This is a genomic window from Sorangium aterium, from assembly GCF_028368935.1.
GTDB lineage: Bacteria > Myxococcota_A > Polyangia > Polyangiales > Polyangiaceae > Sorangium > Sorangium atrum.
On the sequence record NZ_JAQNDK010000004.1, the window covers coordinates 1,017,613 to 1,037,599 of the forward strand.

General features: G+C 71.3%; 15 protein-coding genes. 10 read left to right on the forward strand and 5 right to left on the reverse strand.

Annotated elements, in window-relative coordinates; translation table 11 throughout:
* Positions 1-2: 2 nt before the first annotated feature.
* Positions 3-1,793, reverse strand: coding sequence for an OmpA family protein (locus tag POL72_RS35255; protein WP_272101190.1), 1,791 nt, complete (start codon positions 1,791-1,793; stop codon positions 3-5).
* 155 nt (positions 1,794-1,948) lie between these two features.
* On the opposite strand from POL72_RS35255, the gene POL72_RS35260 reads away from it, so the two are divergent.
* Both POL72_RS35260 and POL72_RS35265 read left to right on the forward strand, forming a co-directional pair.
* A complete protein-coding gene (locus POL72_RS35260; RefSeq protein WP_272101191.1) occupies positions 1,949-4,342 on the forward strand; it encodes a FecR domain-containing protein in 2,394 nt (797 codons plus the stop codon).
* Positions 4,339-5,850, forward strand: coding sequence for a serine/threonine-protein kinase (locus tag POL72_RS35265; protein WP_272101192.1), 1,512 nt, complete (start codon positions 4,339-4,341; stop codon positions 5,848-5,850). The genes POL72_RS35260 and POL72_RS35265 overlap by 4 nt, the downstream gene beginning before the upstream one ends.
* 87 nt (positions 5,851-5,937) lie before the next feature.
* Here POL72_RS35265 and POL72_RS35270 read toward each other — a convergent pair whose 3' ends face one another.
* Positions 5,938-7,017 carry a DUF8021 domain-containing protein gene (locus tag POL72_RS35270; protein ID WP_272101193.1) on the reverse strand — a complete coding sequence of 360 codons (1,080 nt, stop codon included), beginning with the start codon at positions 7,015-7,017 and terminating at the stop codon, positions 5,938-5,940.
* A gap of 19 nt (positions 7,018-7,036) precedes the next feature.
* On the reverse strand, positions 7,037-8,320 hold the full coding sequence (locus POL72_RS35275) for a glucuronyl esterase domain-containing protein (protein WP_272101194.1): 1,284 nt from the start codon (positions 8,318-8,320) through the stop codon (positions 7,037-7,039).
* A 622-nt stretch (positions 8,321-8,942) separates the two neighbouring features.
* Between POL72_RS35275 and POL72_RS35280 the strand changes: the two genes are divergently transcribed.
* The 6 genes from POL72_RS35280 (at position 8,943) to POL72_RS35305 (ending at position 15,330) form a co-directional block, all read left to right on the forward strand.
* Positions 8,943-9,302, forward strand: coding sequence for a hypothetical protein (locus POL72_RS35280; RefSeq protein WP_272101195.1), 360 nt, complete (start codon positions 8,943-8,945; stop codon positions 9,300-9,302).
* A gap of 284 nt (positions 9,303-9,586) precedes the next feature.
* Positions 9,587-10,855, forward strand: coding sequence for an FG-GAP repeat domain-containing protein (locus POL72_RS35285; RefSeq protein ID WP_272101196.1), 1,269 nt, complete (start codon positions 9,587-9,589; stop codon positions 10,853-10,855).
* A gap of 491 nt (positions 10,856-11,346) precedes the next feature.
* Entirely contained in the window at positions 11,347-12,459 is a 1,113-nt protein-coding gene (locus tag POL72_RS35290) for an ABC transporter substrate-binding protein (protein WP_272101197.1), read from the forward strand.
* Positions 12,460-12,576: 117 nt separating this feature from the next.
* Entirely contained in the window at positions 12,577-13,566 is a 990-nt protein-coding gene (locus tag POL72_RS51395) for an AraC family transcriptional regulator (protein WP_272101198.1), read from the forward strand.
* Positions 13,567-13,597: 31 nt separating this feature from the next.
* Positions 13,598-14,500 (forward strand): oxidoreductase, encoded by a 903-nt coding sequence (locus POL72_RS35300; RefSeq protein WP_272101199.1) that lies wholly within the window; start codon positions 13,598-13,600, stop codon positions 14,498-14,500.
* A 23-nt stretch (positions 14,501-14,523) separates the two neighbouring features.
* On the forward strand, positions 14,524-15,330 hold the full coding sequence (locus tag POL72_RS35305; protein WP_272101200.1) for an SDR family NAD(P)-dependent oxidoreductase: 807 nt from the start codon (positions 14,524-14,526) through the stop codon (positions 15,328-15,330).
* Positions 15,331-15,387: 57 nt separating this feature from the next.
* On the opposite strand, the gene POL72_RS35310 is transcribed toward POL72_RS35305, so the two are convergent.
* Positions 15,388-16,374 (reverse strand): LysR family transcriptional regulator, encoded by a 987-nt coding sequence (locus tag POL72_RS35310; protein WP_272101201.1) that lies wholly within the window; start codon positions 16,372-16,374, stop codon positions 15,388-15,390.
* Between the two features lie 231 nt (positions 16,375-16,605).
* Here POL72_RS35310 and POL72_RS35315 point away from each other — a divergent pair, with 231 nt between their 5' ends.
* Complete coding sequence (locus tag POL72_RS35315; RefSeq protein WP_272101202.1) at positions 16,606-17,190, forward strand: malonic semialdehyde reductase; 585 nt, start codon at positions 16,606-16,608, stop codon at positions 17,188-17,190.
* Between the two features lie 241 nt (positions 17,191-17,431).
* Here POL72_RS35315 and POL72_RS35320 read toward each other — a convergent pair whose 3' ends face one another.
* Entirely contained in the window at positions 17,432-18,004 is a 573-nt protein-coding gene (locus tag POL72_RS35320) for a hypothetical protein (RefSeq protein WP_272101203.1), read from the reverse strand.
* A 474-nt stretch (positions 18,005-18,478) separates the two neighbouring features.
* Between POL72_RS35320 and POL72_RS35325 the strand changes: the two genes are divergently transcribed.
* The gene (locus POL72_RS35325) at positions 18,479-19,984 is read left to right on the forward strand and encodes a cellulose binding domain-containing protein (protein ID WP_272101204.1); all 1,506 of its coding nucleotides are present in this window, start codon (positions 18,479-18,481) and stop codon (positions 19,982-19,984) included.
* Positions 19,985-19,987: the final 3 nt, after the last annotated feature.

The window sequence follows — 19,987 nt, forward strand, 5'->3', positions numbered from 1 at the left end:
CGTCATTCAAGAGGGCCGTCCCTCCAGCCTGCCGCGCCCTCGTCGGTGCGCTTGCGGATCTGGAACTCCACCCTGCGGTTTTTGGCCCGGCCGTCTCGGGTGCGGTTGTCGGCGAGGGGGCGGCGCGCGCCGAAGCCGCGCGCTTCGAGGCGGCGGGCGTCGATGCCGTGCGCGGTCAGCCACGCGACGACGGCGAGCGCGCGGCGCTGCGAGAGGCTCAGGTTCGCCTGCGCGGAGCCCTGGTTGTCCGTGTGGCCGTCGACCGCGACCCGGGCGATCTCGGGGTGCTCCTCGAGGACGGCCGCGACCTCGGAGAGCAGCTCGAAGCTCTCCGGCTCGATCTCGGCCCTGCCCGTCCGGAACTGGACCTGCTGCAGGATCACGATCTGCGAGCCCTCGATGCGCACGGCGAACGGGCAGCCGTGCGTCGCGGGATCCTCGCTCGGCTTGCCGCGCTCGTAGGGGCAGGCGTCCGCGGCGTTGGGGATGCCGTCGCCGTCCGTATCCGCAGGGCACCCGTGCTTCGACGCCGGTTGGGACCCCGCGTTCGCGGGGGCTGCGGACGCGGGGCCGGATCCCGCGTCGGCGGCCGCGCTGCTGACCCCCGGCACGTCCGGGCAGCGATCGTCGACATCGTAGATCCCGTCGTCGTCCCTATCCGGCGGGCAGCCGCGGCGGAACGCCGGTCGGGCGCCCGCCGCCGCGGCCGGCGGGCGCGCCTCGCCGATGACCCGGGGGCAGGCGTCCTCCGCGTCGGGGACCGAGTCCCCGTCGAAGTCGGCGGCCGGAGGCGCAGCCCGCGCCGCGCCGCGAGCGCCCTTCGTCGCGGCGGACGCGCCGGCGAAGGCCGCAGGGGCGGCGGCAGGGGGCGCCGACGGAACGACGTCCGCCGCGACGCCGAGCGCCGCGAAGAAGCGCGCCTTCGGGATGCCGGGCAGCCGCCCGAAGCCGGGGCCCGCGCCCGCGTCGAGCGTGAGGGGGCCGAGCGACCAGCGCGCGGTGAGCAGGAGCTCGGCCCCCGCGCGGCCCGGGACCTCGAGCGCCGAACCCTCGCCGGCGGCGGCCCAGACGGAGAGCTCCGACCCGAGCTGCAGCGGGCCTTTGCGGACGCCCGCGCCCGCGGCGAAGAGGACCTCGCTGCCCGTCAGGCTGTCCGACGAGGCCTTCTGGAACCGGCCCCCCGCCGAGGCCGACCAGCGGAAGCCCGGGTGCTCGGCCCCCACGATCACCCGCGGCGCATAACGCACGGCGCCCGCGCCGGCGAACGCCGCCTCGTCTCCCGTCGGCAGCCAGACGGAGAGCCCGAGCGCCGCCGCCGGCCGGAGCCCCTCCTGGGGCAGCAGCGTCACCCTTCCTCCCGCCTGCAGATCGGCGAGCGTGGCGCCGCCCGCGGGCGCCGTGACGCGGATGCCCCCGAGCGCGCCGGACGCGCCGCCCTGCTCCAGCACGAACGGCGCGTCGAGATCGAGCTTGATCCGGCGCAGGAGCTCGACGCTCGCGAGCGCGTGGAGGATCGCCTGCCGGCCCACCCACGTTACCGAGCCGGCAGGCGCGGTCCCGCGCAGGCTGAGCGGTTGATGAGAATAGGAGAACAGAAGTCCGACCGCGGGCCGGAGCTCCCCCGATACGCCGGCAGAAGGGACAGTGGATAGCCCGTCGCCCGCGGGCGCGGGAGCGAGCCTGTCGAGCGCTGTGGCCTCCTGCGCTGCGGCCGGCATGGAAGCCGTGGCCGCGGCGACGAGCAGCGGGGAGGCCAGGAGGGGCGCGATGACGCGCGCCGACCAATACGCCATCGGTCTGCTCGTATCCTATTGCCTGGTCCCTTGCAACGCCGATCTCGATCCGGTAGCGTGCCACCGGCGTGGCACCGTCAAATGGCCAGTCTGTCGCTATCGCGGTGCTCCTCGGCTGCGCCGGCCACGCTGCGATCCACGTTGGATACGTCGGCGTGGCGAGCGCCAGAGAGCCGACGCCCGGATATCCGGAGGCGGTCATTCAATGGGGCGTGCAGGCGGGAGAGACGTGCGACGACATCGCGGCGGTCCTCTACGGCTCGTCCAAGCATGCAGCGCTGATCCAGCGGTACAACCGCGTCGCGTGCGGCCCGGGCACGACGCTCGCCGAGGGGCTCACGCTGGTCCTCCCGGCCGAGGTGACGTCGATCCCCGACGCGAAGCTCCGGTCGATGCACCCGGACGTGCGCGCGCGCCCGGCCGGCGGCGCCTGGTCGCCCGCGGCTCAGGGGATGCCGCTGCTCACGAACTCGAGCGTCAACACGCTGGATGAGGGGAGGGCAGATATCGAGTTTGTGGACCGGACTCGGGTGCTCCTCGCGCCGAATACGCTCGTCGTCATCTACGGCACGGCGAGCCGAGCGCGGGTATCGAAGACGCCGCCCGCAGCCGTCGAGCTCGCGGACGGCGAGGTGAAGGCCGCGCTCGCCGCGCTGCGGGGACAGTCGGTCGAGGTCGCCGCGAGCGGGGGAGGCCGCGTGAGCGCGTCGTCGCGGGACACGGTGGTGCAGCGGCGCGGGGAGCGGACGACGGTCGCGGTGTTCGACGGCAAGGCAGGCGTCACGTCGGGCGGCCTCTCCGTCGTGGTCCCGAAGGACCACGGCACCCGGTTCGTGGGCAAGGCGCCGCCCGCGCGCCCGCGCCCGCTGCCGGCGCCTGTCGAGTGGACGACCGCGGACGCCGCGCAGATCGCGCTCGCCCCGGAGGGGCTCGGCGTCCTGTCGGCGTCGTGGAAGCCGGCGCCGGCCGCGGCCGGCTATCGCGTCGAGATCGCGCGCGACGCGGAGTTCAACGATCTCATCGCCCGCGAGGAGGTGAAGCCGGACGTCCTGTCGTTCCGCGCGGAGAAGATGCCGGCCGGCGCCTATTTCCTCCGGGTCCGGGTCGTCGATCGCGAGGAGTACCTCGGCGTGGGCGCGGTGCGCAGGTTCCACCTCGTCGCCGCGCGGGCCGCCGGGGGCGTCGTGCCGGCGGCGCAGGAGATCACCGCGAACCCGTACGGGATCATCGAGCTCACGCCGTCTCCCGCGCTCGAGCTCTCGCTCGACGACGGCCCGTTCGGCCCCGTCCCCGAGCGCATCGATCTGCTCCAGCGCGCCCCGCGCGCGCTCCGGCTGCGCGAGCGGGGCAGCGCCGCGGCGGAGCGTGGGAGCGACGCGGCCACGTCGCTCCCGGTCCGGTACACGAAGGTGGGCGCGGTGGTCTCGGCCTCGCGCGCGGGGTCGACGTCGACGACATCGACGACGACGCAGGGCGGGCCGGCGCTCGAGGCCCGGGTCGAGCTCGAGGGGCTCGCCGGGGTCGACGTAGGACGGCGGGTGGCGCCGCGGCTCGTCGCCCACCTGCCGGGGGGGGTGCGCTCCGTCGCGCTCGCCGGCGGCGATCGCGGCGGCGCCCTGACGGCGCGGATCCCGCTGCCCCGGGAGGCGCTGCGCCCCGGCGAGCCGCTGCGCGTCCGGCTCGACGTCGCCGACGGCCGCGGCGGCGTGATCGCGACGAGCGACGCCGAGCTGCCCGCCGCGCCGGAGGCGCCGCGAGCCGCGCCTCCGCCTGCGCCCCCGGCCGCGCCGGTGCTGGGCGCGTACCTCCCGCTCCTCCCGATGTCCGGGGTGGCCGACGGGCTCTGGCTCGCGCCGACGCCGCCCTCGGTCGCCGCGGTCGGCGCGGCCGCGGCGCGCTCCGGGGGCGGCTGGGTCGCCGCGGGCCAGGTGCGCGCGAGCGGCGCGATCGGCCCACTGGGCCTCGACGTCGCGCTCCGCTCGAACCCGGCCGGTGAGGGCGACGGCGCGGGCGTGGGCAGCACCGGCTGGTTCGGCGCGCGCCTGCGCGTCCTGCGCCTCGGGCGCTCGGAGCTCGAGCTCGGCCCCACGCTCCGCCTCGGCGTGCCCATGGCCGACGGGAGCCCGCCTGTCCGCATCGAGCCCGGGATCGCGCTCGGCGGCGCCGCGGGCCGGTTCACGTGGGTGGCCGATGCCGGGGCCCGCATCCGCGCCTCGGGCGACGGCGCGGCGGTGGAAGCGGGCGACGGCGCGGCGGCGGGCGACGGCGCGGCGGGCGGCGAGCCGGCCACGCCGGACGTGCAGGGCTTCCTGCTGGCGGGGGCGACGGCGGATCCGGCGCCGTGGCTCCGGCTGCACGGCGCGCTGGATCTGCACCTCGTCCACCGGGAGGTCAGGGCGGACGACGTGCTCGGCGGGCTGTCGGCGGGCGTGGAGGCGGGCGGCGCGCTCTTCGGGGCGCTGTCGGTGCGGGTGAGCCCGTGGCGCGACGAGGGCGAGGGCCTTGTGACGGGGCAGATCGCGGTGGGCTTCCGCGAGGCGTCGCCGTGAGCGCGGGCGACGGCGAGCGCCCGCCGCCGGCCGGGGACCCGGACCGCACCGTGCTGAAGGGCCAGCGGGCGCCGGACGGGCGGGCGCCCGCGCCTCGACCGGGCGCCGACCCCTTTGCAGCCGCGGAGACGCTCGCCTCGGATGATCCTGGGGCGGACGCGCGGCAGCGGACGCGCGCCGGGCGGGTCCTTGGCGGGAAGTACAACCTCGTGCGGCTCCTCGGCGCCGGCGGGATGGGGGAGGTCTACGAGGCGGAGCACGTGCTCCTCGGCGTTCCGGTCGCGGTGAAGACGATGCACCCGCACGTCGCGATCCTCCCCGAGAGCCGGCGGAGGTTCTTCCGCGAGGCGCGCGCCGCGTCGCGGCTGGTGCACCGGAACGTGGTCAAGGTGCTCGACCTCGGGGGCGACGAGGACGGCGGCGACGGCTCGATCTACCTCGTGATGGAGCTGCTCAAGGGGCAGTCGCTCGGCGCGCTGCTCCGGGCGTCGCGCGAGCTGCTGCCGCTCGCCGAGGTCGCGGCCCTGTTCGCGGACATCCTCGACGGCGTGGGCGCGGCGCACGCGAGCGGCATCGTCCACCGCGACCTCAAGCCGGAGAACGTGCTGCTCGCCGAGCAGGACGGGGAGCGCGTCGCCAAGGTCGTCGACTTCGGCCTTGCGCACCTCGACGACCCGCTCGACGCCGGGCCGACGCTCACCTCGAAGGACATGGTCGCGGGCACGCCGGAGTACATGAGCCCGGAGCAGTGCCGCTCGCTCGCGGTGGGCCCGAGCACCGATCTGTACGCGTGCGGCTGCATCCTGACGGCGCTGTTGCAGGGAGCGGCGCCGTTCGTCGGCCTCCCGGCGGTGGAGCTCATGGCGATGCACATGTTCTCGATCCCGCCGCCGCTGCGGCGGCCGCCCGGGGCTCCGCCGGTCCCGCCGCTCCTGGAGCGGCTCCGGCTGGATCTGCTGGCGAAGCTGCCTGAGAAGCGCCCGGAGAGCGCCGCGGCGGCGCGGTCGCGGCTCGACGAGGCGATGTCGCGGGAGGCCGAGGCGCGGCGGCTGCCCGCGCGCAAGGCGGGCGCGCCGCTCGGCGACCGGGCGGAGCGGGCGCAGGCCTGGCCGGAGGGCGAGACGGCGGAGCTCGCGCCCGTGCCGGAGCGCGCTGTGGCGCTGCTCCGGCTCGCGCCGGCGGGGCAGGGGCTCAGCGAGGCGTGCGAGATCGGGCTCGACGCGCAGGGGATCCACCTCGCCGAGGTGCCGGACGCCGCAGCGCTGATCGAGGCGGGGCTGGGCGTGGCGGTGATCGACGCCGGCGCCGACGTGGAGGGCGCGTGCGCGCTGCTCGAGGCGCTCGGCCGCGCGGCGCCGGGCGTGCGCGCCGTCGTGTGCGCTGCCGGGCTCTCCTCGGACCGGATGAACGCGCTCGTCGCGGCGGGCGCCGCGGACGTGGCGCGTTATCCGGTCGCGCCGGACGCGCTGTCTCGAAAGATCGCGCGGGTGGTGCGCCGGGGGCGCTGATCCGCGGGTCGGAAATCCCCGTATCGCTGTACCCTGCTGAGCGTTGACCGCGCGGCGGTTCGACGCGAGCCGCGAGGGAGGTCGCCATCACTCCCAGCCGGACACGCCGTTCGTGTCGCGCAGGATGGCGTGGACGGCGTGCACCTGACCGCCGGACATCTTGATCATATGCATGTCCAGATGCCCGTCCGTCATGAAGTCGAAGATGGTGAGACCGATGGCGATGCCGCGCACCTCGTCGGCCAGGATGACGCGCGGGATGAAGGTGCCGCCGGACCCAGGATCGCCGGCGCTGCAGGATGCTCCGGTGCGGCAAGAGAAGTTGCCGCCCCCGTTCTCCAAGCGCTTGCAGGCTCCCGTGACGTCGCAGACGCCGGAAGGGAACGCGCGGAAGTACTTGTCGATCCAGCTCGTCAGCTCTTCCCGGGTGGCCCGCTCGGCCTCCGGGACCTCGTCGTGCCAACCGATCTCGTCCGAGATGGCGATGATCGCGGCGGGATTCGAGGCGACCGCGAACGATGCCGTGTAGTCGCCCGGGCGGACGACGATCGTCTCGATCTCCGTCAGCTCCGAGCCTTCCACCTTGATGCGGAGGGCGACGGGAAGATCCCTCCCGCCTTCCGGGATCACCGCCTGAGCGCCGGCGCTGCACGCCTCGGTATCCAGGGCACGCTGCGAGTGCTTCACCTCGCCAGCGTCCCTCCAGAAGTCCGTCGTGCCGATCTCGGCCTGCATGCCGTTCTCGGTGAACTTCACGCCTTCTGCCAGGGGTAGGCTGGAAGGATCCCCGGCAGCGAGGGCGGCGAAGTAGTCGTCCAAGAGGCCATCCAAGAGCTCGCGCGTGCAGTCGCCACCCGGAGCGCCGCCCGACCCCGACGTTCCGCCGGTGGCCGCTCCGGATCCACCGCCGCTGGAGGTGCTGCCGCTCGGCCCCGCTCCGCCGGTCGACGTCGCGCCGCCGCTGGCGCCGCCGGATGAGGCGCTGCTGGCCTCTTGCGGCGTGCCGCCGGCGCCTCCCGCGGAGCTCTGGCTGCCCGAGCCCACCGTGCCGCCTGAGGCTCCACCACCTCCGGTGCCGCCCGTGGCGTCACCGTTTTCACCAGGGCCGCAAGCGCCCAGCGTCAGGGCCAGGGCGACCCCGAGAGAGAGGAACGAGCTAGGGTTCATACGCTACCTCTGCGCTGGATCAAAGCTCGCCGCTGAGCGTCGGCGGTGTCCAGTCGATGTGGTCCAGGTGGTTGGGTTTATTGGGCAGGTCCGTGGCGAAATTGCCCGTCGCCGTACCGTCGTTGCCCTTCAGGAACCTGTCGACCATGGCGTTGAGGGATGCAGTGTACTGCGAGCGCCAGCTGCAGTGGCTCCCACCTGCGCCCGTGTAGGCGATGTGGTCTCCGACGCCGAGCGCCTCGAAGATCATCTTGCCGACGTTGGCGGTGACCCACGCCGAGTTCCGATCGAGCCCGTTGTACATGGTGCTCGGATTGTCCACGATGTAGAGGCCGCGTGGAGCGATGAGGCCCATCATCTCGTGCATGTCGACGGGCAGCTTGTTCGTGTTGTCGGCCCCAGCGTTGTTGCCCGTGGTGAACTGACCGAGCGCCACCTCCGAAAGCCAGCGGACGTAGCTGATGCCATGATAGGGCCATTCGGAGCCGCTGTAGCTATCGAGCACCTCGACGAGGCGCAGGCCTATCGTGCCCCCGAGACCCGACTCCACCGGGATGGTCAAGGCGATGCGGTTGTCGAGCACGCCGGCGACGAAGGCACCCTTGCCCCAGCGTGAGCAACCCGTCACACCCACCCGGCGTGGATCGATGACGCCGGGGTTCTGCTCCAGGACGTCGAGGACGCGACTGATCTGCCAGGCCTGCGCCGTGAGGTAACCCGCGGGATGGTCCGAACCGTACACGCTGTAGAACGGCCCGTTCTTCGCGCCGCTGGTGCCTTGCGACTCGACCGCGGTGAAGGTGATCGTCGCGACGCCGCTCGGAACTGGCATGCCGCTCAGGCCGCCGTAGCCGATGATCGCCGGGGCGGGCGCGGTCGCCCCGTTCATGTTCACGGTGAGGTTGAACGAGGCGCTGCCGCTGCCATCCTTGACCTCGACCGTGATCCTGCTGTTGCTCACGGTACCGGACACGGATCCCTTTGCCGGGACGGGCTTGTCGCCGTAGATGAACTTGTAGGCTTGCTGGAGGATCTCTTCGCGCCGGCAGGCCCACTCGCTCTTGCTGGCGATGCGGTTGCCGTCCATCTTCTTGAAGGGGTCCGGCAGCTTCGAGTTCGCCGTGAGCGAAGCGACGCTCGGCATCGGTCCGACGGTGCACCCGGCTCCAGGGTTTTCCACCTCGCCCCACTCGGCGCTCACGGCGTTGCCGCCGTCGCCGCTGCCCCCGGCACCACCGGTTCCCGGCGCTCCGCCCGTTCCGGCCGGGCCCCCGCCACCGGTGCTGGCTTCGCCCGTCGTCACGTCGCCGCCCGTCCCGGTCGGGGTACCGCCCGAAGAAGAGGAAGGTCCACCAGTGCCCGTCGGCGTCCCTCCGGTGCCGGTGCCGGTGCCGCCCCCCGTGCCGACTGTAGAGCTTCCTCCTGAACCGACAGGATCCGATTCGCCTCCGGTGGCGCAGGCGGCAAGCATCCAAGGCAGCGCTGCGAACAAGGCCAAAGAGATCGTGGGACGTGCAGTGCGTAGACGCATGTTGAGCGCTCCTCGTGAGGGGGTCGTGAAGCAGGCTCACGCCGGGGTCGGGCGATGGGATGGCGGACGAGGGCCCGACCCGCGAGTGCCGCCGAAGTTATTCCCCACTTTGCCGGTCGTCTTCAAGCTGATTTTGTGCTACTTTTCGTAACAAGCGTGCGCTGCACGTGCCGCTCAGGTGGACTGTTCTCGGCTCTTGCGAAATGTCGATTCTTGTGGGATGCGCCGGGCGTGCAGCTGGTGCGCTGCTTCGACGGCCTGCCACCGAACGAGCTCTCTGCGTCCTTTTCGATGGCCTCGATCCTCGGGCCTCCGCTGGTCATCGTCCCCTTCGCCCACGCCCGGGGCCAGGAGCAGGCCGAAGCCGATTCCCTATTTGACCCTTGATGGCACGATGAAAGAATACTTTGCCTTCTATGCGAAGGTAGTAAGATGCACGAGCGAGTTCTCGCAGACGTTCGGCGAGTCGCCGATGAAAGATGTATTCGTCTGCCCACACCGTGGTGAGTGGCCCGCCGGCATAGGGCGCAGCGATCTCTTCATCGAGGGCCGGCTGCGGCTCAAGGTGAACGCGGCCAAGAGCGCGGTCGCGCGACCCGAGGAGCGACACTTCGTCGGTCTCTCCCGCCGGCCCATGCCGGAGGAGGTGCGCGTAGTCGACCGTACCGTGACCCTGGATGCGATCCAGGAGGCCTATGCCTACATCGCGTCCGGACAGAAGACGGGGAACGTGGTGCTGAAGCTCATCGCATGAGAGGCCTTGGCGCGGGCGCAGCGCTCGCTCGGAGCGACGATGCACGCGCGACGGCTGGCGCTGGCGTGCGGCAAGGCTCCGGCAGCGAGTCCACGCGAGCGGCGTGCTCGACGTTCGGTCCAAGCTTGCTCACCGCTCCGGTGTCACCGGCAGCCCGAGCAGGCGACCGATCGTCTCGTGAACGATCCGAGCCGCCCCCTCATCCCCGAGGGCGACGGCGGGGACCGTGCGCGATGGCCGGCGCATGGACCCCGATTCTACCACGATGTGCTAAGCGCTCGGAGATGGCTTCGGGAATAAGGTTATGGCGCTGCACACCGCTCGCCTTGGTCATCGCCTGCGCGGGCGAATCCTCGCGCGCGCCCGTCGACGCGGGCTCCGACGCGCCGCCCGCGGGCACCGCCACCGCGCCTCCACCGCTCCCGCGTGAGGCCGCCCTCGACGCACGCTTCGTGAAGATCACGCTGCACCGCGAGTTCACCTGCGAGGGGGCGAGCTTTGCGGACTTCAATCACGACGGGGTGACGGACGTCATCGCGGGCCCGGATTGGTACGAGGGTCCGGGGTATGGCACGAGCCATCCCGTGTGGCCGAAGGAAGCCTTCGATCCGCACGGCTACTCGGATTGCTTTTTCGAGTTCCCCTACGACTTCGACCACGACGGGTTCACCGACGTCCTCGTCGTCGGCTTTCCGGGTGCGCCCGCGGCTTGGTACCAGAACCCGCGCGGCGGCGACGCGCTCTGGGCTCGTCACGACACGCTGCCGTGGCCGATCGACAACGAATCGCCGCTGTTCGCCGACATCACCGGCGATGGCGCGCCCGAGCTCGTGCACATGTCGGGGGGCGTGCTCGGAATGTCGTCGCCCGGCGTGGACCCGACCGAGCCATGGGTCTTCCGGGCGCTCACCGAGAATCGGGGGTACGGCGCGTTCACGCACGGCCTCGGTGCAGGCGACGTCAACGGGGACGGCGCGAGCGACTTGGTCGAGGCGAGCGGCTACTTCACGCGGAGCCCAGAGTCGCCCGACGGCTTGCCGTTCACGCGCGTCGAGCAGCCGTTCGGTGCCGGGGGAGCGCAGATGCCGGTGGTCGACGTGGACGGCGACGGGGACGCGGACATAGCGGCCACGCTCGCCGCTCACGGCTACGGGCTCTCCTGGTTCGAGCAGGTTCCGAACGCGGCCGGCGCTGCGTTCGTGGAGCACGTCGTCGTTCCGGGGACCACACCCGATGCCGCGTCGAGCGTGCTCATGCACGAGCCGCACGCGCTCGCTCACGCCGACATCGACGGTGACCGGCTCCAGGACCTCGTGAGCGGCGAGCGCTTCTGGGGTCATGTGCCTGACGGCATGCCGGACTTCGACGCGCCGGCCCGGCTTTACTGGTTCGAGCAGGCGCGAGCGGCGGAACGCGTCGACTTCCAGCCCGTTCTCATCGATGACGATTCGGGGGTAGGCACCCAGCTCACGGTCGCGGACGGCAACGGAGACGGCCGGCCGGACATCGTCATCTCGAACAAGAAGGGCGCTTTCGTCTTCCTACAACGCTAGGGCAGGCTCCTCGCGAGAAGCTCGCCTTTGCGGCGCGGCATTCACAGCGCCCATCGAAGCCCGGCCCCGCCGAGGCCGAGCGTCAGCGCGACACCCAGCGCGGAGAGGAGCAGGGCTTCCACGAGGGCATGATCGCTCAGAGGACCTCGCCCGGCCAGGGCGACGCCCGTTCGCGCGAGGCGGCCGACGGGAGCCGCGCCGGGGTATAGTCGCCGCCTATGCTCGATCGCCAACAGGTGTTGCGCCAGACGCGGGCCCGGCTGCACCCGGAGCGCATCGCCCGCCGGGAGGACGCGCTCGCACGCGCGCGCACGCTGATCGAGGGCTCCCTCGGGCAGCTCGACGAGACCGGCCTCCGGCGGCTGCCGGGCGGAAGATCGACCGTGACGTCTCCGCCTACCACCTCGATGAGCGCGGCTCGTTCGGCTACGAGGTCCCGACCGCCCGCCGCACATGACGCCTCACCCGCGCCATAGGGGAGATGACACCACATGAATACGCCGCTGTCGCCACCTGGAGCGGAGCAGACCGACGGCTCATCCGTCCAGATCGGCGCTCTCGTTCCGCTAACTCGGCCCGGCTGGATCGAGGCAGGCCGGCACTTGCTCGCTGGACTCGAGCTGGCCGCTCGCGAAGTCAATGACGCCGGCGGGATCGTCGGAAGACCCCTCGAGCTGGTGGTCCGAGACACCGCGGCTGATCCACAGAGGGCCGCGGCGGCCGTCGATGAGCTGGCTCGCCTGGGCGTGGCTGCCTTGGCGGGGGAGTATCACAGCGTCGTCGCTCGCGCCGCTGCCGCCAGGGCCGACGCCCTCGGCCTGCCGTTCCTCTGCTCGTCAGCGGTGCTCGACGCGCTCACCGAACAGCCAACGGAATGGGTCGCGCGCCTCGCCCCGGCGCAGTCCCACGGCTGGCGGATCTACGCGAAATTCCTCCTCGGCGCGGGCCACAGGCGCATCGCCGTAGCAGCTGATTCGAGCGTCTACTGGGCGTCTGGCGCCCGCATCCTGCGGGACTACCTCGCTCCACGCGGCGGCACCGTCATCGAGCTCGACATGCGCGCGCTCGCCCCCGCGGCCATGTGCGACGAGCTCGTCGACAGTCGCGCGACAGCCCTCCTTCTTCTGGTCGGCTACCCGGAGCCGGCGGTGTCGATCGTCAAGTCTGTCCGCCGCGACCGGCGCCTCGCCGAGATCATGATGGGTGCTCCGGCCGGGCAACCGGAGTTCGCCGAATGGGCGACGTTGCTGGGCGGCGACGGCGCCGCGATCCCGTTCTTGCGCTACCGGCCCGAGCGCCTCAGCCCGCTCGGTGCCCGAGTCGAGACGGCCCTGCGCGAGCGGCTGGCCGAAGCGCCCTCCTTCGTCGCCTTCGAGGGCTACGACACGGTCGCCGTCCTCGCCGATGTGCTGCGTTCTCAAGGCGCGGACCGGGTACGCGCCGCCGAATCCTGGGCGCGCGTCGCAGTCGAAGGCACCCGCGGGCAGATCCAGCTCTCCCGCACGCCAGGGATCAGCGTTTGGCAGTGGGCTTGGCCGCCGGTCCAAGTCGTTGATCGAGATCCGGCGGAGCCCGATCGCTTTCGGATCCTTCACGCCGGCTGAGAGGGCACGGAGCTCCGACGGCCGGAGGCGCCGCTTGAAGCCGACATGGCCCCGCAACCCAGCGGGGTGGCGCGATCGGACTGGTCGTGACGGCTCGATCTCGGTAGGTTTTTCGCGGTGAACGGTGACGTCGTCCGCCTCTCGTCAGCGGTGCGCGCTCGGCTCGCGCGCCTCGGCGCGAACGTGCCCCATGCGACCGCCGCCGCGCGGGCGCCGTCCAGCGGCGAGCTGAGCACCGCGCAGTTTTTCACCTTCTGGGAAGCGCTCGGCGCGTCGTCGCCGCACGACGTCGGGCTTCGTCTGGCGATGGAGACACAGGTGCACGAGTACGACGTCTCGTCGCTCGCGGCGCTGCACTCTCCCGACCTCGGCACCGCCTTGACCAAGCTCGCCCGCTACAAGCGGCTTTGCGGGCCGAAGGACATGGCCATCGACACGACGGGGAAAGAGGTGGCGATCCACACGACCTACCAGCACGCGCCAGGCCCCATGCCCCCGCGCCTGGTCGACGCATCGCTCGCCTCGCTCCTCGTGCTCTTGCAGCGAGGCAGCGGCCTCGCCCTCGCGCCGAAGCGCGTCGAGCTCTCTCGCGCGCGCAGCGACGAGCCGATGCTGCTGCGTTTCTTCGGCTGTCCGCTGCGGTTCCGCGCGAAGCGCGACGCGCTCGTCCTCGAGGCGCGCCTCCTGACGACGCCGTTCATCACGCACAACGCCGACCTGTTGCAGGTGCTCGTCCCCAGCCTCGACCAGAAGCTCGCGCCCCTCGAGCAGGGTTCGTTCGTCGAGCAGGTCCGCGCGGTGGTCGCTCGCCGCATGGCGGGCGAGCGGCCGAGCATCGCGAAGGTGGCGCGCGAGCTGTCGCTCAGCACGCGCACGTTACAGCGGCGCCTGGGCGAGCTGGGGGTCAGCTATCAGCGCGTGCTCGACGAGGTCCGGCACCACGCCGCGCTGCGCCTCCTGCGCACCGACGACGTCGACGTCAACGAGATCGCCTTCCTGCTCGGCTTCGACGAGGTCAACTCCTTCACGCGGGCGTTCCGAGCCTGGGAGGGGACGACCCCGAACCGCTGGCGCGATTCGATTCATTTATGGCGCGATCGGATTTGAACGCTGGCGCCTCGCGCACGATGTTTCGTGCATGACGGAGAACAACTCGCAAGTATGGTTCATCACCGGAAGCTCGCGGGGGCTCGGCCGCGCCCTCGCCCTCGCCGTGCTCGCCGCCGGGCACCGCGTCGTCGCCTCGGCGCGCAAGCCCGCCGATCTCGATGACCTCGTGAAACAGCACGGCGACCGCGTGAAGACGGTGGCGCTCGACGTCACGCAGCCCGAGCAGGCCGTGCGCGCGGTCAAGGAAGCGGTCGACGCCTTCGGTCGCATCGACGTGCTCGTCAACAATGCGGGTTACGCGAACGTCGACTCGGCTGAAGATATCCCGCTCGACGATTTCCGCGCGCAGATCGACACCAATTTCTACGGCGTCGTACATGTCACGCGCGCGGTGCTGCCCGTGATGCGCGCGCAGCGCAGCGGGCGTATCCTGCAGATCAGCTCCATCGGCGGACGGCGCGGCGGCACGCCGGGGCTGAGCGCGTACCAGGCGGCGAAGTTCGCCGTCGCGGGCTTCAGCGAGGTCGTCCTCAACGAGGTCGCGCCGCTCGGCATCCAGGTCACCATCGTCGAGCCGGGCGGCTTTGGCACCGACTGGGCTGGCAGCTCGATGACGATCTACCCGTCGCAGCTCGACTACGAAGCCACCGTGGGCGCGACCAACAAGCGGCTCCGGGGCAACCCCGGCGCGGCGCGCGGCGTGCCCGAGAAGGCCGCGAAGGCGCTGCTCGAGCTCGCGTCGATGGACAGGCAGCCGCGGCGCCTGCTGCTGGGGAGCGACGCGTACGTGCTCGCCAAGCTGACGCTGCAGGAGCTCGGCGCCAGCGATGATGCCCACCGGGCCCTCAGCGCGAGCACCGACGCCGACGGCATACCCGACTTCGCCGACACCGACGTGGGGCGAGCGATGCTGAAGCTGCACCACGACTGACGAGGGCGCAAAGCGAGGACACCATGGAACTTCATCTGAAAGACAAGCGCGCGCTCGTCACCGGATCGAGCTCGGGCATCGGCGCGGAGACGGCGCGGCTCCTGGCGCGCGAGGGCGTCGAGGTCGTCGTGCACGGCCGCAACGCCGAGCGCGCACAGGGCGTCGCGAACGAGATCACCGCGGCGGGAGGGCGCGCGGCCGTCGCGATCGGTGACCTGTCGACCGTCGATGGTCTGAGCAGCGTCATCGACGCCGCCGAGCGTGCCTTTCGCGGCATCGACATCCTGGTCAACAACGCGGGCGGCGCGACGAACGTGGCCCACGCGTCGTGGTTCGACGCGCCGATCGAGGAGTGGCTCGACGAGTACAAGAGCAACACGATGCCTGCCGTGCGGCTCGCGCAGGCGTTCGTGCCGGGAATGCGGGAGCGTCGGTGGGGCCGCGTCATCCAGATCTCGTCGCGCAACGCGATCTCACCGCACGCGCAGCTCGGTGCCTACGGCGCATCGAAGGCCGCGCTCAACAACTTCACGCTGAGTTTGTCGAAGGCCCTGGCCGGGACCGGCGTGACGTCGAACGGCATCATGCCCGGGCTCATCTATACGCCCAGCCTCGACGGGTGGTTCCGCGAGGTCGCCGCCAGGCAAGGCGTGACCGATCCCGCCGAGGGACGCGCGTGGGTGTTGAAGAACGCGGTTCATCAGACGGTGGATCGCCTCGGCATGCCGGCCGACATCGCTGCAGCGGTGTGCTTCCTCGCGAGTCCGCTGACGGACTTCATGACGGGCACGACCTTTCGCATCGATGGAGGGGCCACGCCCACGTTGTGACGACGAGGAGGGCGGCGCGCGGGCGACGCGGGGTCGCCCACAGCCTGCGGAGCGAGGCTATCCGGAGGCGCGCCGGGGGCCGCCGGGCGATATCGAGCGTGGGCGCAGGCCGCTCTTCGCCGCCCGCTTCGGCTTCGGCGCGTCCGCGCGCGGGAGGAGATTCTCCCCTCCCCACGCCATCACCGCGTCGATGAAGGCGCGGAGCTGCGGCGGCATGAACTCCCGCTCCGCGTAGACCACCGCGATGTGCGAGTCCGCCTGGATCGCGCCTGGCAGCACGTGCCGGAGGGCGCCGCTCTCGAGGTGAGGGCGCACGATCTGCTGCGGCAAGAGCGCGATGCCGAGGCCCTGGAGCGCGGCGTCGCAGAGCAGGAGGAGGTCGTTCGTGAAGAGCGCGCCCTCGACCTGGAACTTACCGCCGGAGGACGGCCAGTGCGTCTGCGGCAGCTCCCCGCGGGCGAAGCCCATCATGCAACGGTGGCTCCGCAGATCGCGGCGCGTGCGCGGCGTGCCGCGGGCCTCTAGGTACGCGGGCGAAGCGACCGCGAGGAGCGGCATGCGCGCCAGCGTCCGGGCGACGAGGCCGGGCTCGAGCGCGCTGCTCGCGCGGAGCGCGACGTCGTAGCCGCCGCGCTGGAGGTCGACGTACTGGGTCGTGCTGTGGACGTGGAGGCGGACCTCGGGGTAGCGCCGCCCAAAATCGCAGATCATCGCGTTGAAGCTCGTGTCCATCATCGGCGGCACCGAGACGCGCAGCTCGCCGCGCACGGCGCCGTCGGCCTTGCGCACGCTCGCCTCGGCGTGGTGGACGGCGTCGAGCACGATGCGGGCGTGGCGGTAGAGCGCCTCGCCCGCGTCGGTGAGGGCGAGGCTGCGCGTCGTCCGGCGGAGCAAGCGCACGCCGAGCCGCTCCTCCAGCCGCGCGAGGCGGCGGCTGATGGTGGCGCGAGGGACGCCGAGCTCGGCGGCGGCGCGGGACAGGGATCGGGCCTCCACGGTCTTCGAGAAGGCGAGGAGCTCGGAGGTCTCGAGGGGGTCGTCCATTTGGATCAAATCCTGGCAGATGCTTCCAACTGTTGATGCATTGTTGCAGGCGTGTCCAGGCCTCAGAATGCCCGCTCATGAACGACAAGGCACGCACCATGGGCGCCTGGATCGCGAGCGCCCCGAAGCCCGAGGCCGAGGCCCGCGTCGGCGAGCACGCGCTCGCGACATGAGGCGGGATCTCACGCAGCGACTCGCCCCACCTCACCCACATACCACCGAGCAAGCATCATGAGCGACCAACTCCTCCAGCAAGTCCTCCTCGAAGCCCGCACCCACAACGGCTGGCTCGCCGAGCCCATCGACGACGCGACCCTGCACCGCCTCTACGAGGCCCTGCGCCTCGGCCCGACCGCGGCCAACAGCGTGCCGGCGCGGATCGTCTTCGTGAAGAGCCCCGAGGCCAAGGAGCGCCTGCGCCCCTGCCTCGCGGAGGGCAACGTCGAGAAGACCATGAGCGCGCCCGTCACCGCGATCATCGCCCACGACACGCGCTTTCACGAGAAGATGCCGAAGCTCTTCCCGGCGCGCCCGACGATGGGCGAGGCCCTCGCCGCGATGCCGCAGGAGCAGCGCGACTTCTTTCTCCTCCAGAACGCCTCGCTCCAGGCCGGCTACCTGATCCTCGCGGCCCGCGCGCTCGGGCTCGACTGCGGGCCGATGGGCGGCTTCGACCGGGAGAAAGTCGACGCCGCGTTCCTCGCCGACGTGCCCTGGAAATCGATCCTCCTCATCAACCTGGGCCACGGCGATCCGGCGAAGCTCTACCCGCGCAACCCGCGCCTCGATTTCGACGAGGCCTGCCGTATCGCGTAGTCGACCGGCCCCCGCCGGAGGTCTGCGCGATGCTGCTGTCGCGCGGCGTCTGTCTCGCCTCCATCTGCGCGATGTACCTTCCGTGGCGACGAGAGCGGAGTGGGCCGACCGGGGGGCGCGATGGGAGAAGACACGTCACCAGCCAGGATTGAGGCCCACAACCGCCTCAGCACCGCTGAGCCCCGCGCGGCTGAGGGCTGTCGCCCTGCCTCGGGCGAGCCGCTGCCCCGGAGCTGCTGACCTACCGCGTCAGGTCGACGTTGTAGTTGCCGTCGCCGCTCGCGGCGGTGCCCGTGATGTGCGTCGTCCCCGGCTTTCGCTCGACCTCGCTTTCATCGTCGGGCGACGGCTGCAGCTCACCCGTGAAGGTGAGCGAGAGGGTGAGGTCGCCCTCGAGAGCACCCGCCATCGTGAAGCGACCGTCGAGGCTCCCTTCGAGCGTACCGGTCGGAACCTTGCTGAGCTTCATCGAGAGCACAGGCAGCGTTTCGTTCGTGTTGTAGGTAATCTCGCCGTCATCGGAGTAGTCCTTGAGCTCCTCGATGAGGTTCATTGTCTTGTTCGTCGAGGCGCCCTGATCGACCTGCCCGCTGATGGTGATCGTGCCTGTTTTCGCGCCATTCGCCGTCTGCGGCGCGACATTCGCGCTCGTGGCGGCGTTGAAGCCCTGAAAACCGAGCGTGATCGCCTTGTCGATCGAGTCGTCAAGCCCCTCGTAGGCGCGCCGGGCGTCCTCGTCCGAGCTGACGCCGCTCGAGCCGCAGCCCACAAGCACGAGGGAAAATGTGATGACGAACTGTGCTGTTCGAAACATTTGATCCTCCTCCGCTGACAAATACCACGAAAGCCACCCCAACCGTCGCCTGGAGCTGCGGGGGGCGACCCGACCGGTCCTCCAGGATCGGCAACGGCGTCTCCGCCAGATCGATCATGTCGGCCCCGGCGCCCGCTCCCGGAGCTTCCGCTGCAGGTGATGGGCGGGGATGTCCGCTTGCTGGAGGCGGCGCCAATCCATTGGACAATGGTCAATCCGTCGTCAGGGCGCGCCCCCGCGCCCCGGGCCGCCCCGGCTCGATGCAGCGTGTGCATGAGGTCCATGGCGCATACGAATTGGTGCGCGCCGCACGAAGAAGTAGATCCCCCTCGCTGCGAACGGAACGAGCGTGCCACTCGGGGGTCCTTGCTTGTCGGGCGCCAGATCCTTGCTCGACGCCGGCCAGGTGTTGACACGTCGTCATCGGGCCCGCCGGGTGATCGTCGCTCTGCCTCGAACACTTGGGAGCTTGTCATGAGAGCGAACCGCTTCATCATTGCTGCTGGCTTGTCGTCCGTGTGGGCTGCCGCGGGGTGCGCGGCGCCGGCGCCTGCCGGGGAGGAGGCCGCCGGCGAGGCCCGCTCCGAGGTCATCTATGGCCAGGATGACCGTGAGGAGCCCTTCACGTACGCGGATCCAGCCTGGGCCGCGCGGGCGCTGGACTTCACCGTGGCGCTCATCCCTGCGTCGGCCGTCGACGACTCGGACCCGAACAACATCCAGATCGCCGGGCCCACATGGGCGCAGCGCGACGACGTGTGCCCCGACGAGCGCTTCGCGTCCCAGCCGGCGCTCGCCGACTGCAGCGGAACGCTGATCGACGACGACCTGGTGCTCACGGCCGCACACTGCATCAACAACTGCCGCGACAGCCGCTTCGTCTTCGATTATGCGATGACGCCGTCCGGCCAGCTCGGCCAGATCACCAGCGATGACGTCTACAGCTGCGTGGATTTCATCACCTATTACCAGGACCGGCGGGGCGCGGACTATACGGTCGTGCGCCTCGATCGGCCCGTGGTGGGGCGGACGCCCGCCGCGGTGCGTGTGTCGAGCGATCCGTTGGCCATCGGGACGCCGCTCGTTGTGCACGGGTTCCCCCGCGGGTTGCCGCTCAAGCTGGCGGACGGGGCCGCGGTCCGGAGCAACGCGGCGAGCCTCGACTTCTTCGTCGGCAACCTGGACACGTTCGTGGGCAACTCCGGGTCCGGGGTGTTCGACACGAACACGAAGGAGCTCGTGGGCATCCTGGTGCGCGGCGAGCGCGACTTCGTGCAGGACGGCGACTGCGTGCGTCCGTTCACCTGCGCCGACGACGCGTGCCGCGGCGAGGACGTGACCTATGCCTTCCGGGCCATCCAGGCCATGTGCGAGCGCACGGTCTCCGACCTGTGCTCCTGCGGTGACGGCGCCTGCGGCCCGCTCGAGAGCCCGGCCTCGTGCGCGAGCGACTGCTCCTGCGGCGACGGCGTCTGCAGCAGCGGCGAGAGCACCACGTCGTGCCCTGCGGACTGCCAGCTGGAGGTGCTGTACGACTCCCACGCGCCGCAGCCGAGCTGGGTGACGCCCGGGATCCAGGTGCGCAACACGGGAAGCCAGAGCGTGTACCTCGCGGGCTCGACCGTGCGGTACTACTTCAGCCAGGAGCCGCCCGGCACGCTCGAGGCGACGTGCTGGAGTTGCTCGAGCGAGCTCGAGATGAGCTTCCACGAGGTGCCCGGCGGCGGTTGCGCGGGCGCGACGCACTACCTCGACGTGCGCTTCCCGTTCCTCTCGGTCGATCCCTCGTCCTCCACCGACCGGTTCAACATCGCGTTCCATGCGTCGAGCTGGCAGGCGTTCAACCAGTCGAACGATTACTCCCATGCGGGGGGCAGCTGGAACTGGGCGCCGAACCCGAAGATCACGATGTACCGGCTCGGCACCAGGGTCTTCGGCGACGAGCCCTGTCCGGGCCTCTTCATCCCGCCCGCCGACTGACCG